Below are 15,916 nucleotides of genomic sequence, written 5' to 3' on the forward strand. Positions count from 1 at the left end.
TCAGTCGACGCTGGGCAGGATGTGGGGCTCGGCGAGGTCGTCCTCGTAGCCCGCCAGGCGGATGGGGGCGGACCTGGCCCACACATCGAGACTGCCGATCTCCTTGGACCGGCGGCCGGCGCGCTCCGTGCGTTCCTTGGGGCGCTGTTCGCGATTCGTCTGCTCAGGTGTCACCGCGCACTCCTTCTGTGTCGGATCACCCTCGGGGCGAGGCCGGTCCAGTCTGCGGTCCGGTACTTGACGCCCGCTCGGGTCTTACTCAAAGTCGGCTCGGACGCGGTGGCGCCGGTGTACTGGTGTGAGAGCAGGCCGTTGTGCACCGGCTTGTCCCGGGACGGACCGTGGGTGTGGGTTGGGACCCTGTCATGCTGTCCGTCCGCTACAGACTAACCAAATGAGCGGGCGCCCGCTCGATGGGGCTGAAAACACAGGGTAACTATCCGGAGCCGACCGGATTTCACCTGCCCGTCATCTCCTGCTTTGCCGTGAATTACGGCATTTACCAGTCACTCGTTCGGCTCAACGGCACCGCGCCCCCGCGTCGGACCCCACCACGCCGCGCAGTTCAGGTCCCGTTGGCCGAATCGCAAGGCGGCCATGATCTGCTGACGGACGGCAACGGCCGGCCGGCGGGAGGACTGACGCATGGAGCTGCGCGGTGTCGAAGAGCTGATGGATCTGCTGTACGCCTGCCCGCACCAGCCCGCGCTGCGGACCGCCGCGCTGCTGCGCCGCAGCCGCCCCGCCGACAAGGAGCTCCAAGTGGCGGGCCTGGTCCACGACATCGGGTGGCTGCTGTGCCCCGGCGACGAGACCCGCCGTACCGAGCACGCGGCCGAAGCCGTACGGCAGCTGCTCGGCGAACGCGTCCACCGCCTCGTCGGCCGCCACGACCCCGGCACGGACGAAGACGCGCTGCGCCTGCACCTGGCGGTCGAGGAGAGCCGGGCCACCTGTTTCGACGCCGGGGTCCTGGAGGACTGGCGCACGGTCCTGGAGCTGGTGGCGGCACGGCACTCGCGTCTCGGGGCTGTTGACTGACGGCCCGTCATGAGACGGTACGGCGATGACGTCGTCGTACGCACTCCGGGGCAGGGCCGCCGTCGTCACGGGTGGTACCCGCGGCATCGGCAGGGCGGTCGCCGAGCGCCTGGCGCGGGCCGGTGCGCTCGTGTGCGTGACCGCGCGGGACGCCGACGAGGTGCGGCGGACGGCCGCCGAGCTGGGTGGCGTGGGAGCGGCCGGCAGCGTGGCCGACCCGGACCATCTGCGGGCGGTCGTGGACCTGACCCTGCGCGAGTTCGGCCGGCTCGACGTGCTCGTGAACAACGCGGCGACCAACCAGCCGTACGGCCCGCTCATGGACGTCGACCCACTCTCGTGGCGCGAGTCCTTCACCGTGAACGTCGAGGCCCCGCTCCGGCTCGTCCAGTGCGCCTGGCGCGCCTGGATGCGCGAACACGGCGGCGCCGTGATCAACATCTGCACGGAAGGCGCCACTCACGTCGGCCCCGGCATCGGCGCCTACGGCACCACCAAGGCGGCCCTGCTCCACCTGACCCAGCAACTGGCGGGCGAACTGGCGCCGACCGTGCGCGTCAACTCCGTCTCCCCCGGCCTCGTCCGCACCGAGATGGCCCGCTTCGTGTGGGAGCCGAACGAGAAGGAGACGGCCACCGCCCTCCCCCTGGGCCGGATCGGCGAGCCGGACGACATCGCCCGCGCCGTGGTCTGGCTGGCGTCGGACGAGGCGGAGTGGGTGACGGGAGCGGATCTGCTGGTCGACGGAGGAACGCGGGTACGCCCGGCCCACCCCAGCAGGGCCTACCACTTACCCGGCGCGTAATCCTTCAGGAAGACCCCGTACACGTCCTCGCCCGCCTCACCCCGCACGATCGGGTCGTACACCCGAGCCGCCCCGTCCACCAGATCGAGCGGCGCATGGAACCCCTCCTCGGCAAGCCGCAACTTGTCGAAGTGAGGACGCTCGTCGGTGATCCAGCCCGTGTCGACCGACGTCATCAGGATGCCGTCGCTCTGGAACATCTCCTGCGCACTGGTCCGCGTGACCATGTTCATCGCGGCCTTGGCGGCATTCGTGTTCGGATGCCCCGCACCCTTGTAGCCGCGCCCGAAGACACCCTCCATCGCGGAGACGTTCACGACGTACGCCCGCCCGCTCGCCGCCTTCTTCGCGGCGTCGGCCATCGCCGGCCGCAACTTGCTGATCAGGATGAACGGCGCGGTGTAGTTGCACAGCTGGGTCTCGAGGAGCTCCACCGGGGAGATCTGCTCGATCGTCTGCACCCAGGTGTTGCTGTCGACGACGTCGGGCACGAGCCCGCCCGCGTCGATCGCGGTGCCGTCGAGGTGCCGGGCGACGCTGGCGTTCCCCGCGACCAGGGCGAGGTCGGCGACCTTCTGGGCGTCGAGGCCGCTGGTGCCCAGCGGCAGCGCGGCGAGGCCGTCGACCGCGCCGGAGTTGAAGGCGCCGATGACGTGGTGGGCGGGGAGCTCACCGGCGGGCAGCGGGGCGCTCTCGCCGTCGACCAGGGCGGCGTAGGCGGAGGGCAGCCGGCGTACGGTCTGCGTCGCGTTGTTGACGAGGATGTCGAGGGGGCCGGCCTCGGTGACCTGGTCGGCGAGGGCGACGGCCTGGGCCGGGTCGCGCAGGTCGATGCCGACGACCTCCAGGCGGTGCATCCAGTCACCGGAGTCGTCCATCGCCTTGAAGCGGCGGATGGCGTCCTTCGGGAAGCGCGTGGTGATCGTCGTGTGCGCGCCGTCGCGCAGCAGCCTGAGCGCGATGTACATGCCGATCTTGGCGCGGCCGCCGGTCAGCAGGGCGCGCTTGCCCGTGAGGTCGGCGCCGGCGTCGCGCTTGGCGCGGTTCAGGGCGGCGCAGTCCGGACAGAGCTGGTGGTAGAAGTAGTCGACTTCCACGTACCGGGTCTTGCAGGTGTAGCAGGAGCGCGGGCGCTGGAGTATCCCCGCGATCTTGCCGACGTCGGTGGCCGACGACGGCAGGATGCCCTCGGTCTCGTCGTCGATGCGCTGCGCCGAGCCGGTCGCCGTGGCCTCCGTGACCGCCTTGTCGTGGGCGGTCTTGGCGGCCCGGCGCTCCTGGCGGCGGCGCTGCTTGACGGTGCGGTAGATACCCGCGGTGGCCCGGCGCACGGCGATCGCGTCGGGATGGTCGACCTCCAGCTTGTCGAGTTCGTCGAGCACGCTGAGGCAGACGGCGAGCCGCTCCGGGTCGATGCCGGGGCCGTACACGACCTCGTCACCGGACTCGCGCACGACCTCGTCCACGGTCGCCGAGCCTTCGTCTGTCACCGTCATCGCGCTGCCGTTTCCCTGATCACCCGAGCGGCGCTCCGACCGCGCCCGCTTTCGAACGGGGAATTGTACGGAGCGCCGGGTCACTCCTCCAAAATCCGGCGAACGGACCTGGGGAACCGGGGGCTCAGGGAGCGCAGGCGGCGATCAGTGACTCCACCTCCTCGGAGATCGCCCTGGCCAGCACGTCGAGATCCGGTACGGCCGCGGCGTCGGCGACGAGCCCGTAGTGGACGCGTCCCCGGTACGTCGAGATCGCGACGGCCAGGGACTGGCCGCGGGCCAGCGGGGCGAACGGGAAGACCTCGGTGACCTGGTGGCCGCCGAGCTTCAGGGCGACGCCGGGCAGCGGCACGCTGGTCACCAGGATGTCGAACCAGAGCCGGGCGGCCTGGCTGACCAGCGGTCCGCCGATGCGGTGGCCGAGCGCCGGGACGTGGTCGGCGAGCAGGGCGACGGCGCCCGCGCCCCGGTTGGGTCCGGCGTCCTTGTTGCGGTCCATGGCGGTGCGGACCGTGGCGAGGCGGCGCAGCGGGTCGGGGTCGTCGACCGGAAGCCGTATCAGGTAACCCGAGAGCCGGTTGCCCTGTGGGTGCGCGGTGCGGGGCCGGCGCTTGGAGACGGGGATCAGGGCGCGTGGCGCGACGCCCTCGCTGCCGTCGCCGCGCTCGTCGAGCCAGCGGCGCAGGGCGCCCGCGACGACGGCGATCAGGACGTCGTTGACGGTGCCGCCGACGGCCTTGCGGACCACGTGCACGTCGTCGATGTCCACGACGACCCCGGCGGTACGGCGGGTTCCGCTGGGTTCGGCGACCAGCGCGGCCGACGAACGCATGCCCAGCGTCGAGACGGCGACGGAGGCGCCGATGTCCAGGGCCCGGCCGACGTCCGACAGAGCGCCGCGCATCAGCCCCGGCAGCCTGCGCACATCCGGCAGACCACGGCCGCGGGGCTCCTCGGGGCGGGGTTTGCGGGCGGGCATGTCCATGGGGTCGAGGACGGCGGCGGCGAGGGTCAGCGCGCGCAGTCCGTCGGCGAGGGCGTGGTGGAACTTGAACAGCACGGCGAAGGACACGCCGTCCTCTCCCGGCAGCACATGCGCCTCCCACGGCGGCCGCCCGCGCTCCAGCGGGCGCTCCATGAGCCGACCCGCCACCGCCTGGAAGTCGGCGGTCGGGGCGTGCAGCCGGACGTGGTCGAGCGGATCGAAGTCCGGGGCGGGCTCCCGGGTGGCTCCGCCGAACGAGAACGGCTGCAGGAGGCCGGCCGGCTGCCAGGCGTCCCGGATGCGCATCCGCAGTCCCGGCACGGCGGCGGCACGGGCGGCGAGCAGGTCGGCCGCGTGGGCGCCGGCGGTGGGCGAGTGCGCCGCGAAGACGCCGAGCGCGCCCAGGTGCATGGGGTGTTCCGCGGACTCGATGTTCCAGAACGCCAGGTCGAGAGGTGCGAGCAGGTCAGAAGTCAATGGCTTGCCTCGCGTCGACGAAGGGTGGACCAGCAGTCAATCGCCCTCTGGCGATTACAGTCAAGTACGATCGGGCTACGCTCAGTTAACGGCAGATTAAGTCCCGCCCCCGGTGAAAGGGGCGGGACTCATGGTGCATATGAGGTCACTTCAGCACGGGTAGCGGCACCGGGCATCCCGACGGTGTCACCCGGGAGGCGTCACGGATGAGCGCCTCGTGAGCGGACCTGACCCGTTCCGCGTCAGGTTTGAGCACGGCGCGGTCGTAGGTCAGCAGTCCGTTCAGCTCACCCTCGACGTCCGTGATCTGGGTGTACACGGCACCGTTGCTGCCCCGGCAGACCAGGGCGCGCACCTCGTCGAGCTTGGTGAGGTAGTCGTCGGTGTAGGTCGCCGGGTCCACGTCGACGTACGACTGCTGCACCGGCCAGGCGTGTCCGGGCACCGCCAGGCCGAGGCCGCCGTACTCGCCGCTGACCAGCGCCCGTTCGCCGTCGGGCCGCGGCGGCAGGGCCGGGCTGGGGTAGCCGTGCTCGTCCATGATGTCGCCGGCGTCGCCGTCGGCCCCGAGGTTCAGCCCCGACTGGTTGTTGACCAGCCGGGTCGGGTCCCAGGCCTTCGCCTGCTCGGCGACGCGGCCGATGTCGTACTGGCCCCACCCCTCGTTGAAGGTGACCCACATGATCACCGACGGGCTGCCGATGTGCTCGTCGATCATCTGTTTCATCTCGCGCTCGTACTGCGCGCGGGCCTCGGCGCTCGGGTTCACCCCCGCGGTCATCGCGGGCATGTCCTGCCAGACCAGCAGGCCAAGCCGGTCGGCCCAGTAGAACCAGCGGTCCGGCTCGACCTTGATGTGCTTGCGCACCGAGTTGAAGCCCATTTCCTTGTGCGCCTTCAGGTCGTATGCGAGGGCCTCGTCGGTCGGCGCGGTGTGCAGGCCGTCGGGCCAGAAACCCTGGTCGAGGGTGGCCATCAGGAAGACCGGCGCCCCGTTGAGGACCGTGCGCGGCACGCCGTTCACCTTCTCGACGGCGATGGAGCGCATCCCGAAGTAGCTGCCGACGCGGTCGGCGCCGACGGTCACCTTGAGGTCGTACAGGAACGGGTCGTCGGGTGACCACAGGTGCGGGTCGCGGATGGTGAGCGTGAGCGGCTGTCCGGTGCGACCCCTCGCGGCGGCGACCTTGCGCCGTCCCTCGTACGCCGTCGCCGTGACCGGGAGGCCGTCGCGCACACCCTGAGCCTCTACGGTGAGCGTGCCGGCGTCGACGTCGGGAACGAGCTTGAGGCCGTCCACGTGGTCCGGGGCGACCGGCTCCAGCCACACCGTCTGCCAGATGCCGGAGGACGGCGTGTACCAGATGCCGCTCGGGTCCAGGCGCTGCTTGCCGAGGGGCGGGTTCTCGCCGTTCGCGGCGTCGGTCGGGTCGTACACGCCGACGATGAGCTCCTGGGTGCGGTCGGGCTTCAGGGCGTCGGTGATGTCGGCGGAGAACTTGTCGTAGCCGCCCGTGTGCTCGGTGACCTTGGTGCCGTTGACATACGCCTCGGTCCGCCAGTCGACACCGCCGAAGTTGAGCTTGAGGCGCTTGCCGGAGCCGATGCGCCAGTCGGGCGGGACGGTGAAGGTACGGCGGTACCACATGCGGTCCTCGTGGCGTTCGAGGCCGGAGAGCTGGGACTCGACCGGGTACGGGACGAGGATCCGCTCGGGCAGGTCCTTGCCGACCGGGGGCCGCTCCCCCGCCTCGGCCGCCGCGAACTGCCAGCGTCCGTTGAGGTTGCGCCAGGCGGGCCGCGTCAGCTGCGGTCGCGGGTATTCGGGATGGGCGTTGTCCGGGCCCACCTCGTCGGCCCACCTCGTGCGCAGCTGGTACGTCGAACGATTGGGGCCGCTGCTCAGGAAGCGCTTGACAACGTTGCCGTCCGCCGTGACCAGGCCGCCCTCACCGTCGTAGCGGATGTCGGCCGTGCCGCGTGCGGTGCCGGTCCTGTTGCCGACCACGGGTTCCTTCAGCGCGACCAGAAGGGCCTTGGGGTCGGCAGGGTCCGGCTCGGCGGCTCCGAGCGGCCAGGTGGCGCCGCCGATGACCGCTTCCAGGTGGTCGGTGAGGCCGGCCGGGGGCGCGGCGAGGTTCCGTGCGAAGTCGAGCTTGAGCGTACGACCGTCCGTGCGGACCGTGGCCGCGAGGGCCCCGTCGTAGTCGAAGCCGTCGGGGAGGCGGAACGCGGACTGCGGGACGGGCTCCTTGGCGCCGCCGGGCTCGCTCCAGCGCAGGTGGAGGTTGGAGCCGCCGTAGTGCTCGAAGTACTCGACCTTGATGTCGTAGGCCGTGCCGGCGGTCAACTCGACGGGCACCGCGGTCTGTTCGCGGTCCCAGTCGTCGACCCAGTGGTCGATGGCGAGCCGGCCGTCGATCCAGAGGCGGAAGCCGTTGTCGGCGGTGATCGAGAAGGTGTGGGGGCCGGTCTTCTCCGGCACGATCTTCCCGGTCCAGCGGACGCTGACGTCGTCCGAGCGTCCGGTGGTGAAGGCCAGGCGCGGCTCCAGGTTGTCGAAGTCGAGGCCGGGGTCGAAGGCGGTCGCCCTGAGTTCGTGGAAGTCGAAGGCGCCAGGGGCGGACTGGGTGTGGTACTCGCCCTTCAGACCGTGGATCTCCACGGGGTCGTCGGCCGCGGCCGGGGCGGGTGTCGCGGTCAGGCCCGCGAGGCCGAGGGCCCCGGCGAGCAGGAACACGAGTCGGTTTCTGAGGCGGCGTAAGCGCACAGAGCCTCCATAACAACGTTGTCATGGACAGTGGTTGGCATGACAGCACGGATCCCGCCGCGCGTCCAGGTACATGACAAGAGGGGATGGCCCGGGGGCGGCCAGGCCATCCAGCAGTACAGACCCCCGCCCCATCCGCGCCCACATCCGGCTGACCTCGACGAGCCGGGGCCGTCCCGCAGCGGCGAGTGCGCCCAGGCGGGTTCCGGAAGCGGCGAAGACCACGGGACCGTCCCAGCGGTCGGGCCCCGTGACGCTCTCCGGCTCGTCGGCGGCCACGAGTTCGTCGAGGCTGCGGCCCGTGAGAGTCCTCTCCCTCTCCCACTCGATCAGCGCCTGATCGGCGTCGAGGTTGCCGTACCCGACGACTCGAAGGCCCCGCCCGGCCCGCTACGGGACCCGCTGCCCCTTCCCCAGCGCGATCACGCTGCCCTTGGAGACGGTGTACAGCTCCGCGTCCCGCTCCGGGTTGACGCCGATCGTCGCGCCCGGAGGCACCTCGACGTTCTTGTCCAGCACGGCACCCCGCACCACCGCACCCCGCCCGATGCGTACGTTGTCGTGCAGCACCGCCCCCTGCACCACGGCCCCCGGGTCGACCACGACGCCCGGCGAGAGCACGGACCGCGTGACCTGGCCGCGTATGAGGCACCCGGCGCTGATGATGGACTCGCTCGCCATGCCGCCCGCGTTGAATCGGGCCGGCGAGAGCTGGCCCGAGTGGGTGTAGATGGGCCAGCTGCGGTTGTAGAGGTTGAAGGCAGGGCGCTCGGCGATCAGGTCCATGTGGGCGTCGTAGTACGCGTCCAGGGTTCCGACGTCCCGCCAGTAGCCCCGGTCGCGGTTGGTCTCGCCCGGGACGTGGTTGGCGCTGAAGTCGTACAGCTGGGCCTCGCCGCGGTCGGTGAGCTGAGGCAGGATCGAACCGCCCATGTCGTGCACGGAGTTCTCGTCCTCGGCGTCCCGCTGGAGGGCCTCGATGAGGGCCTTGGTGGTGAAGATGTAGTTGCCCATCGAGGCGAACACGCACTCCGGGTCGGCCGGGAGGCCCGGAGGGTCGGCGGGCTTCTCCAGGAAGCGCTCCACGGTCATGCCGTCCGAGCCGGGGCTGATCACGCCGAACGACGACGACTCGCCGCGCGGCACGCGGATGCCCGCCACCGTCACGCCCGCGCCGCTCTCGATGTGCTGGGCGAGCATCTGGCGCGGGTCCATGCGGTACACATGGTCGGCGCCGAACACCGCGACGTACTCGGGGCGTTCGTCGTAGACCAGGTTCAGCGACTGGAGGATCGCGTCGGCGCTGCCCAGGTACCAGCGCGGGCCGAGCCGCTGCTGGGCCGGGACCGGGGTGACGTAGTTGCCGAGCAGGCTGGACATGCGCCAGGTCGTGGTGATGTGCCGGTCCAGGGAGTGCGACTTGTACTGCGTGAGGACGCAGATGCGCAGGATGTCGGCGTTGACGAGGTTGGAGAGGACGAAGTCGACCAGGCGATACGTTCCTCCGAAGGTGACCGCGGGTTTCGCGCGGTCCGCGGTCAGGGGCATCAGGCGTTTGCCCTCTCCGCCCGCGAGTACGATTCCGAGCACCGAAGGTCCGCCACGACGCATGGCCGCTCCCCTCACCATGGTTGGTCCCAGCCTGCCCCTGAGCACCGCGCGCTAAGCCTGTTTGAGGATCTCCTCGTACAGCAGTGCCGTCCGACGCGCCACCGCGTCCCAGCCGAACTCGCCCACCGCGCGCTCCCGTCCGGCCTCGCCCATCCGGCGGGCCGTCTCCGGGTCGCCGATCACCGCGTCCAGAGCCCGCGCGAGGCCGGTCTCGAAGGTCTCTGCGTCGTCGTCCGGCGGGACGAGCAGGCCGGTCCTGCCGTTGTCGACGACCTCGGGGATGCCGCCGACCCGCGAGGCCACCACGGGAGTTCCGCAGGCCATCGCCTCCAGGTTGACGATGCCGAGGGGCTCGTACACCGAGGGGCAGACGAACACGGCCGCGTGGGTGAGGAGTTGGATCACCTCGGGGCGCGGCAGCATCTGCGGGATCCAGTGCACGCCCTCGCGGACCCGGCTCAGCTCCTGGTAGAGATCGCGGAACTCCTGGTCGATCTCGGGGGTGTCGGGGGCGCCGGCGCACAGCACGACCTGTGCGGCCGGGTCGATGTCCCGTACCGCGCGCAGCAGATGGGGCACGCCCTTCTGGCGGGTGATGCGGCCGACGAAGAGGACGTACGGGCGGTCGGCGTCGAGGCCGAAGCGCGCGAGGACGTCGGTGCGGTGGTCGGGCCGGTAGAGCGTGGTGTCGATGCCGTTGTGCACGACGTGGACGCGGCCCGGGTCGAGCGCCGGATAGCAGCCGAGGATGTCCTCGCGCATGGCGCCGGAGACGGCGATCACCGCGTCGGCGGACTCGATCGCGGTGCGCTCCGCCCAGCTGGACAGGGCGTACCCGCCGCCGAGTTGCTCGGCCTTCCAGGGCCGCAGGGGCTCCAGGGAGTGGGCGGTCAGCACGTGCGGGATGCCGTACTGGAGCTTGCCGAGGTGGCCGGCGAGGTTGGCGTACCAGGTGTGGGAGTGGACGAGTTCGCGGCCTTCGAGTCCGGCGGCCATGGCGAGGTCCACGGAGAAGGTGCGCAGCGCGTCGTTGGCGGTGTCGAGGGCGGACCAGGGGCGGTGGCGCTGCACGCCGACCCCGCGGCCCTCGCCCCAGCAGTGCACCTCCAGGTCGACGAGGTCCCTCAACTCCCGGGCGAGGAACTCGACATGGACGCCCGCGCCGCCGTACACGTCCGGCGGGTACTCCCGGGTCAGCAGTCCCACACGCACCCGGAACCCCCTGTTCTCAGCGGCTGGTTGCCCTTTCATGGTCACCCAGATGTGGCGCTTGGGGAAGAGCGCGGGGGTCGTGGGAAGCAACAGTCACCACACACGCCTCCGCCCGGCACGCGGTAGTAGAGGCAGCAGCTGCGGCGGCGGAAGGAGGTCCCGGTGCGGGTGCCGGTGTCGGCGAGGAGGGGGTGGGCGAAGAGCTCCGCGGTCAGCGCACGGACTCGGGCGGCGGCGTCCCTGCGGCCGTGGGCGCGCGCCCACTGGTCCAGTTGCCGGGCCGCGCCCGCGAGCGCCGAGCCCGCGTTGCCCCACAGCAGTCCGGTGGCGACGCGGTAGCGGGTGTGCAGGGCGGCGGCCAGGGGTTCCAGGTGGGCGTGCAGGACCGCGTCCGCGATGGTCGCCGGGTCGGCCGCGCCGGCCGGGAGCGGGCGTACCTCGGTGAGCCACAGGTCGTCCGGGGCGCTGCCCTCGGGGTCCCAGAGCAGCAGACGCGGGTCGAGGTCGGGGATGCGGCCGTAGAGGGCGGCGCAGCCGAGCGTCACCGACCACAGCCGCGCCGCGAGACCCTGCTGGGCGATGGAGGCGGCGATCCGCGACTCGGGGGCGCACAGGGCGTTCGTGACTTTCCGGACGCGGAGCCCCAGGGGACCTCCCTGAGGCTCCGACGGGGGTTCTCCGTAGGTCTCCGCCAGGGTCGGCAGTGGCCGAAGTGCTTCCCCTGCCGTGTGCAGTACGAAGAAGCCGTCGAGCGGCCGGAGCGCGGCGAGATCGGGGTCGAGGTCCACGAAGAGCAGTAGTACCAAGGCCTCTCAGGGCCGTCACCTCGGGGTTCCCGCAGAGATCACCCGCCTTGGGGATGAGACCGGAGCCGTAGTACTCCATCGGCAGTAGGACACAGTGAGTGCTCTGGTACGACGACGGGAAGAGCTTTTCGCGGCATCGTGTTGGTTATGAGAGCCGACCGTTCGCCGCGCCGGGGCCAGCGCCCCTGCCTCACGCAGAGGAGCAGCTCATGAGTGCCCTCGCGTTGTCCGTGCTGCTGTCGCTCGTCTCCGCCGTCGCGTACGCGGGCGGGGCGATCGTGCAGGAGCGTGTCGCGGTGTCCTCCCCGGGTCAGCAGTTCGCGCCGATGCGTCGGCCGGGCTGGTGGGCGGCGGTCGCGCTGAACGGCCTGGGCGGTCTGCTGCACGTGGTGGCGCTGGCTTTCGGTCCGCTGAGCCTGGTCCAGCCGCTGGGTGCCCTGACGATCGTGTTCGCGCTGCCGATGGCGGCGCTGTTCGTGGGCCGCAAGGCCGGGTCGACGGCCTGGCGCGGCGCGATCATGGCGACCGTGGGTCTCGCCGGGCTGCTGTCCCTGGTCGGCTCCTCCGAGTCGCAGTCACTGGCCACCGCCGAGCGGGTGGGCGTGGCCCTGGTGACCGGCGGCATCGTCGTGGCGCTGATGGTCGCGGGCCGGGCGGCCCACCGCCATCCGGCGGTGCGCAGCATGCTGCTCGCGACCGGGTCCGGCATAGCCTTCGGCATGTCCTCGGTGTTCACGAAGGTCGTCGCGGTGGACTGGAACGGTGGGGTGTCGATGGCCGACGTGCCCGCCCTGGCCACGATAGGAGTCTTCGCGACGGCCGGCATGCTGCTGTCCCAGGCCGCCTACCGGGGCGCGGGACTCGCGGCGCCGCTGGCCACGCTCACGGTCGTGAACCCGGTGGTCGCGGCCGCGGTCGGTATAACGATGTTCGGCGAGACCTTCCGGTACGGCACGACGGGCACCCTGCTCGCCCTGGGCTGCGGCGTGGTCGCGGCGGGTGGCCTGATTCTGCTGACGACGGAGCGGATCGCGCGTACGGAGGCCGAGGCCCAGGTGGCACTTCCCAGGACGGTGCACGCCGTGGAGGCCCTGGTCGAGCCCGCCTTCGTCGAGCCGGCTCTGGACACGGTGCCCGCCGCGGAGCTGCTCGGTGGCCTTCAGGAGCAGGCCGGGACGAGGGAGCCCGAGGACATCCTCGTACCGGACGGGATCGAGGGGATCCTCATTCCGGCGCAGGTCGCGCGGGAGCAGTACGAGGACGCCGAGCAACCCGTTCCCGACCTCCAGGAGTCCCCGAACCTCTACGGCCCCTTCTACGGCGGCCCGTACGTCCCGGTGATGCCGGTCGTCGACCGGCACCGGATGCGCGTCAAATCCTGACGCCGCCGGCCCGGAGGTAGGCCACCGGGTCGATGTCGGAACCGAAACCGGGCCCCGTCCGCACCTCGAAGTGCAGATGCGGGCCCGTGCTGTTCCCCGTGGACCCGGAGCGGCCGATGCGCTGGCCGGCGCCCACGGACTGCCCGTCCTTCACGGAGATGGCCGAGAGATGGGCGTACTGGCTGTAGCGTCCGTCGGCGTGCCGGATGACCACCTGGTAGCCGAAGGAGCCCTCCCACCCGGCGCTCACGACCCGCCCGGCGCCGACGGCCTTCACGGAGGTGCCGGTCGGCACGGCGAAGTCGACGCCCGTGTGGTAGCCCTTCGACCACAGGGCTCCGGCCTTGCGGTACGGCGTGCCGGTGGACGCGCTCACCGGGGAGACCAGCGAGCGGCCGCTCGCGGTGGCCTGTTCCTGCCGGTCGGAAGAGGTCTTCTCGGGGGTCGTCCTGGGCTTGGCCTCGGGTCGGGGCTCGGGCTTGGGGGCGGCCGTCGGACTTTCCGTCGTCGTGGCCGTCTTTCCGCGCAGCGCCAGCCGCTGCCCCGGCAGGATCAGGTCGGGGTCGGCGCCGACGGCCTTCCGGTTCGCGGCGTACAGGCTCCGCCAGCCACCCCGGACCTGCTGCGACTCGGCGATCCCGGACAGGGTGTCGCCGCGGACCACGGTGTACATCTCGGCGGTGCCCGCCCGTGACTGGGGCGTGGTCTGCGGCTGGACGTCCTGGACGGAGGTCCTCTGGCCGGAACGGCCGGTGTCGCGGGTACCGGCCGGGTGGATGCCGGGGGTGTCCCCGCCCCGGGTCAGCCCGGCCTTCACCGAGCACACCGGCCAGGCACCGGGGCCCTGGCCGTCCAGGACCTTCTCGGCCACGGCTATCTGCTGGTCCTTGGTGGCCAGATCCGCGCGCGCCGCGTAGCGCGGGCCGCCGTAGGCCTCCCAGGTCGACTGGGCGAACTGGAGTCCGCCGTAGTAGCCGTTGCCGGTGTTGACGTCCCAGCGGCTGGTCGACTCGCACGCGGCGACCTTGTTCCAGGTGCTCACGTCGGCCGCCTGCGCGGTACCGGTGCCGATGAAGGGAAGCGCCATCCCGGCGCCGCCCGCGGTGACGGTGAGCGAGGCGCGGTTGATCCTGTTCGGCTGGTACCGGCGGTGCCGACCGCGTACGGCCATGACGGAGCCCCCCATTGACATGCGTCAGGAGGGGCAAAAGTAAGCGCTGCGAACAGGCCATGACAAGACGGCAATTCAGCCGCCTGGTCACGCCAAGTGGCGCGGCACCGGCGCACGTTGCCCGCCATGCGGACAGCGCCCGGGACGGCGCCCGGGCGGCTGAGTGCGCCGGGGCCTTCCGTGCGTATCTGCCTGCGCGACACCGCGCCACCCGGATGTGCGGTCGGGATACCGGCACGTCAGGATGGACGATGGGGCAATACTGGCGGGCATGACCGGCACCGCTGATATATCGAGGTCACTAGGAGCCAACGCATGAGCACTTCGGCGCAGATCGGCGTCACGGGTCTCGCGGTCATGGGCCGCAATCTCGCCCGCAACTTCGCCCGCAACGGCTACACGGTCGCGGTCCACAACCGGACGCCGGCGCGTACGCGGGCGCTGGTGGAGGAGTTCGGGAGCGAGGGCGAGTTCATCGCGGCCGAGTCCGCCAAGGACTTCGTGGCGGCGCTGGAGCGCCCGCGGCGGCTGGTCATCATGGTCAAGGCGGGTGAGCCGACCGACGCGGTGATCCAGGAGTTCGCGCCGCTCCTCGAGCCCGGCGACATGATCATCGACGGTGGCAACGCGCACTTCGCCGACACCCGGCGCCGGGAGCGCGACCTGCGCGAACAGGGCATCCACTTCGTCGGCATGGGCGTCTCGGGCGGTGAGGAGGGCGCGCTGCACGGGCCGAGCATCATGCCTGGTGGCCCGAAGGAGTCGTACGACTCGCTCGGTCCGATGCTGGAGAAGATCTCCGCGAAGGCGGCCGACGGGGCGCCCTGTGTGACCCACGTCGGTCCGGACGGTGCCGGGCACTTCGTGAAGATGGTGCACAACGGCATCGAGTACGCCGACATGCAGCTCATCGGCGAGGCGTACCAGCTGCTGCGCGATGTCGCCGGGTACGAGCCCGCGCAGATCGCGGAGATCTTCCGGACCTGGAACCGGGGCCGGCTCGACTCCTACCTGATCGAGATCACCGCCGAGGTGCTGTCGCACGTGGACGCTGCGACGGGCAAGCCGTTCGTGGACGTGGTCGTCGACCAGGCGGAGCAGAAGGGCACGGGCCGCTGGACGGTCCAGATCGCCCTGGACCTGGGCGTGCCGGTGTCCGGCATCGCGGAGGCGGTCTTCGCCCGCTCCCTGTCCGGGCACGCGGCGCTGCGGGACGCCTCCCGCGGGCTGGCCGGGCCCAAGGCGTCGCCGCTGAGCGAGGCGGAGGCGGGGGCGTTCGCCGACCGCGTCGAGCAGGCGCTGTACGCGTCGAAGATCGTGTCGTACACGCAGGGCTTCCACGAGATCGACGCGGCGCGCGCGGAGTACGACTGGGACATCGACCTGGGCGCCGTCTCGGCCATCTGGCGCGGCGGCTGCATCATCCGGGCGGCGTTCCTGGACCGGATCCGCGCGGCGTACGACGCCCGCGCCGATCTGCCGAGCCTGCTGTCGGACGACACGTTCGCGCAGGAGATCGCGGCGGCGCAGGACGACTGGCGTGAGGTGATCATCGCGGCGACCCGGCAGGGTGTGCCGACGCCGGGCTTCGCGGCGGCCCTCGCCTACTACGACGCCCTGCGCGCCGAGCGGCTGCCCGCGGCGCTGACGCAGGGGCAGCGTGACTTCTTCGGCGCGCACACCTACCGGCGCACCGACCGGGACGGCTCGTTCCACACTCTGTGGGGTGGAGACCGGTCGGAGGTCGCCGGCTAGGACCTGTCGGGTCGTCATGTGACCGCCCCGTGCCCGGTCGTTGGTCCGGGCACGGGGCGGACGCGTGTCCGGACCTGGCGCAAGGGGCGTCGGCACGAGTTGTCGGCCGTCCCACTCGCCGACCGCGCCGGACACGTCGTGTCTCGCGTCGTGTGGTGGGCGGCGCTGCCGGTCCGCCCACCGCGTCCTGCGGGCGTCCGGCGCTCAGGTGAGCGGCGGGCCGGGCTCGGGGTTCGGTACCGGCTCGGGTCCCGGCGGGATCGGCGACGGGGAGGGTTCCGGGGGCGACGGCGGGGTCGGGGGCACCGGTGCGGGCGGGGTCGGGGGCACCGGTGCGGGCGGGGTCGGTTCCGGGCCGGGCAGGGGGCCTGGGGGCGGGGGCGGTCCGGGGGCGGGCGGCTCGGG

The 15,916-nt window shown here is 71.6% G+C and carries 12 protein-coding genes; 4 read left to right on the top strand and 8 right to left on the bottom strand.

Features of this window, described 5'->3' with window-relative positions:
- Entirely contained in the window at positions 1–174 is a 174-nt protein-coding gene (locus ACZ4UU_RS39635) for a hypothetical protein (RefSeq protein ID WP_107122756.1), read from the bottom strand.
- 471 nt (positions 175–645) lie between these two features.
- Between ACZ4UU_RS39635 and ACZ4UU_RS39640 the strand changes: the two genes are divergently transcribed.
- Positions 646–1,041: a hypothetical protein gene (locus tag ACZ4UU_RS39640; RefSeq protein WP_471908275.1), complete on the top strand. Its 396-nt coding sequence runs from the start codon at positions 646–648 to the stop codon at positions 1,039–1,041.
- Positions 1,042–1,066: 25 nt separating this feature from the next.
- Entirely contained in the window at positions 1,067–1,846 is a 780-nt protein-coding gene (locus tag ACZ4UU_RS39645; RefSeq protein WP_471908276.1) for an SDR family oxidoreductase, read from the top strand.
- On the opposite strand, the gene ACZ4UU_RS39650 is transcribed toward ACZ4UU_RS39645, so the two are convergent.
- From ACZ4UU_RS39650 to ACZ4UU_RS39675, 6 genes are all read right to left on the bottom strand, one after another.
- The gene (locus ACZ4UU_RS39650; RefSeq protein WP_471908277.1) at positions 1,825–3,342 is read right to left on the bottom strand and encodes an SDR family NAD(P)-dependent oxidoreductase; all 1,518 of its coding nucleotides are present in this window, start codon (positions 3,340–3,342) and stop codon (positions 1,825–1,827) included. The genes ACZ4UU_RS39645 and ACZ4UU_RS39650 overlap by 22 nt on opposite strands.
- A gap of 124 nt (positions 3,343–3,466) precedes the next feature.
- Entirely contained in the window at positions 3,467–4,804 is a 1,338-nt protein-coding gene (locus ACZ4UU_RS39655; RefSeq protein WP_471908278.1) for a wax ester/triacylglycerol synthase family O-acyltransferase, read from the bottom strand.
- A 145-nt stretch (positions 4,805–4,949) separates the two neighbouring features.
- Complete coding sequence (locus tag ACZ4UU_RS39660; RefSeq protein ID WP_471908279.1) at positions 4,950–7,574, bottom strand: PA14 domain-containing protein; 2,625 nt, start codon at positions 7,572–7,574, stop codon at positions 4,950–4,952.
- A 390-nt stretch (positions 7,575–7,964) separates the two neighbouring features.
- Complete coding sequence (gene glgC / locus ACZ4UU_RS39665) at positions 7,965–9,185, bottom strand: glucose-1-phosphate adenylyltransferase (RefSeq protein WP_471908280.1); 1,221 nt, start codon at positions 9,183–9,185, stop codon at positions 7,965–7,967.
- A 51-nt stretch (positions 9,186–9,236) separates the two neighbouring features.
- The gene (gene glgA / locus ACZ4UU_RS39670) at positions 9,237–10,397 is read right to left on the bottom strand and encodes a glycogen synthase (protein ID WP_471908281.1); all 1,161 of its coding nucleotides are present in this window, start codon (positions 10,395–10,397) and stop codon (positions 9,237–9,239) included.
- A gap of 41 nt (positions 10,398–10,438) precedes the next feature.
- Entirely contained in the window at positions 10,439–11,203 is a 765-nt protein-coding gene (locus ACZ4UU_RS39675) for a (2Fe-2S)-binding protein (RefSeq protein ID WP_471908282.1), read from the bottom strand.
- 209 nt (positions 11,204–11,412) lie between these two features.
- On the opposite strand from ACZ4UU_RS39675, the gene ACZ4UU_RS39680 reads away from it, so the two are divergent.
- Entirely contained in the window at positions 11,413–12,585 is a 1,173-nt protein-coding gene (locus tag ACZ4UU_RS39680) for a DMT family transporter (RefSeq protein ID WP_471908283.1), read from the top strand.
- On the opposite strand, the gene ACZ4UU_RS39685 is transcribed toward ACZ4UU_RS39680, so the two are convergent.
- Entirely contained in the window at positions 12,575–13,756 is a 1,182-nt protein-coding gene (locus tag ACZ4UU_RS39685) for a peptidoglycan DD-metalloendopeptidase family protein (RefSeq protein WP_471908284.1), read from the bottom strand. The genes ACZ4UU_RS39680 and ACZ4UU_RS39685 overlap by 11 nt on opposite strands.
- Before the next feature lie 315 nt (positions 13,757–14,071).
- On the opposite strand from ACZ4UU_RS39685, the gene gndA reads away from it, so the two are divergent.
- Positions 14,072–15,511 carry an NADP-dependent phosphogluconate dehydrogenase gene (gene gndA / locus ACZ4UU_RS39690; RefSeq protein WP_471908285.1) on the top strand — a complete coding sequence of 480 codons (1,440 nt, stop codon included), beginning with the start codon at positions 14,072–14,074 and terminating at the stop codon, positions 15,509–15,511.
- The last annotated feature ends 405 nt before the right edge of the window (positions 15,512–15,916 follow it).

The organism is Streptomyces sp. NPDC028907, from assembly GCF_055564995.1.

Excerpts from the sequence above, each read along its gene's own strand:
- ACZ4UU_RS39650 (WP_471908277.1), bottom strand. The coding sequence starts at position 3,342 with ATGACGGTGACAGACGAAGGCTCGGCGACCGTGGACGAGGTCGTGCGC.
- ACZ4UU_RS39645 (WP_471908276.1), top strand. The coding sequence starts at position 1,067 with ATGACGTCGTCGTACGCACTCCGGGGCAGGGCCGCCGTCGTCACGGGT.
- glgC (WP_471908280.1), bottom strand. The coding sequence starts at position 9,185 with ATGCGTCGTGGCGGACCTTCGGTGCTCGGAATCGTACTCGCGGGCGGA.
- ACZ4UU_RS39640 (WP_471908275.1), top strand. The coding sequence starts at position 646 with ATGGAGCTGCGCGGTGTCGAAGAGCTGATGGATCTGCTGTACGCCTGC.
- ACZ4UU_RS39680 (WP_471908283.1), top strand. The coding sequence starts at position 11,413 with ATGAGTGCCCTCGCGTTGTCCGTGCTGCTGTCGCTCGTCTCCGCCGTC.
- gndA (WP_471908285.1), top strand. The coding sequence starts at position 14,072 with ATGAGCACTTCGGCGCAGATCGGCGTCACGGGTCTCGCGGTCATGGGC.
- ACZ4UU_RS39685 (WP_471908284.1), bottom strand. The coding sequence starts at position 13,756 with ATGGCCGTACGCGGTCGGCACCGCCGGTACCAGCCGAACAGGATCAAC.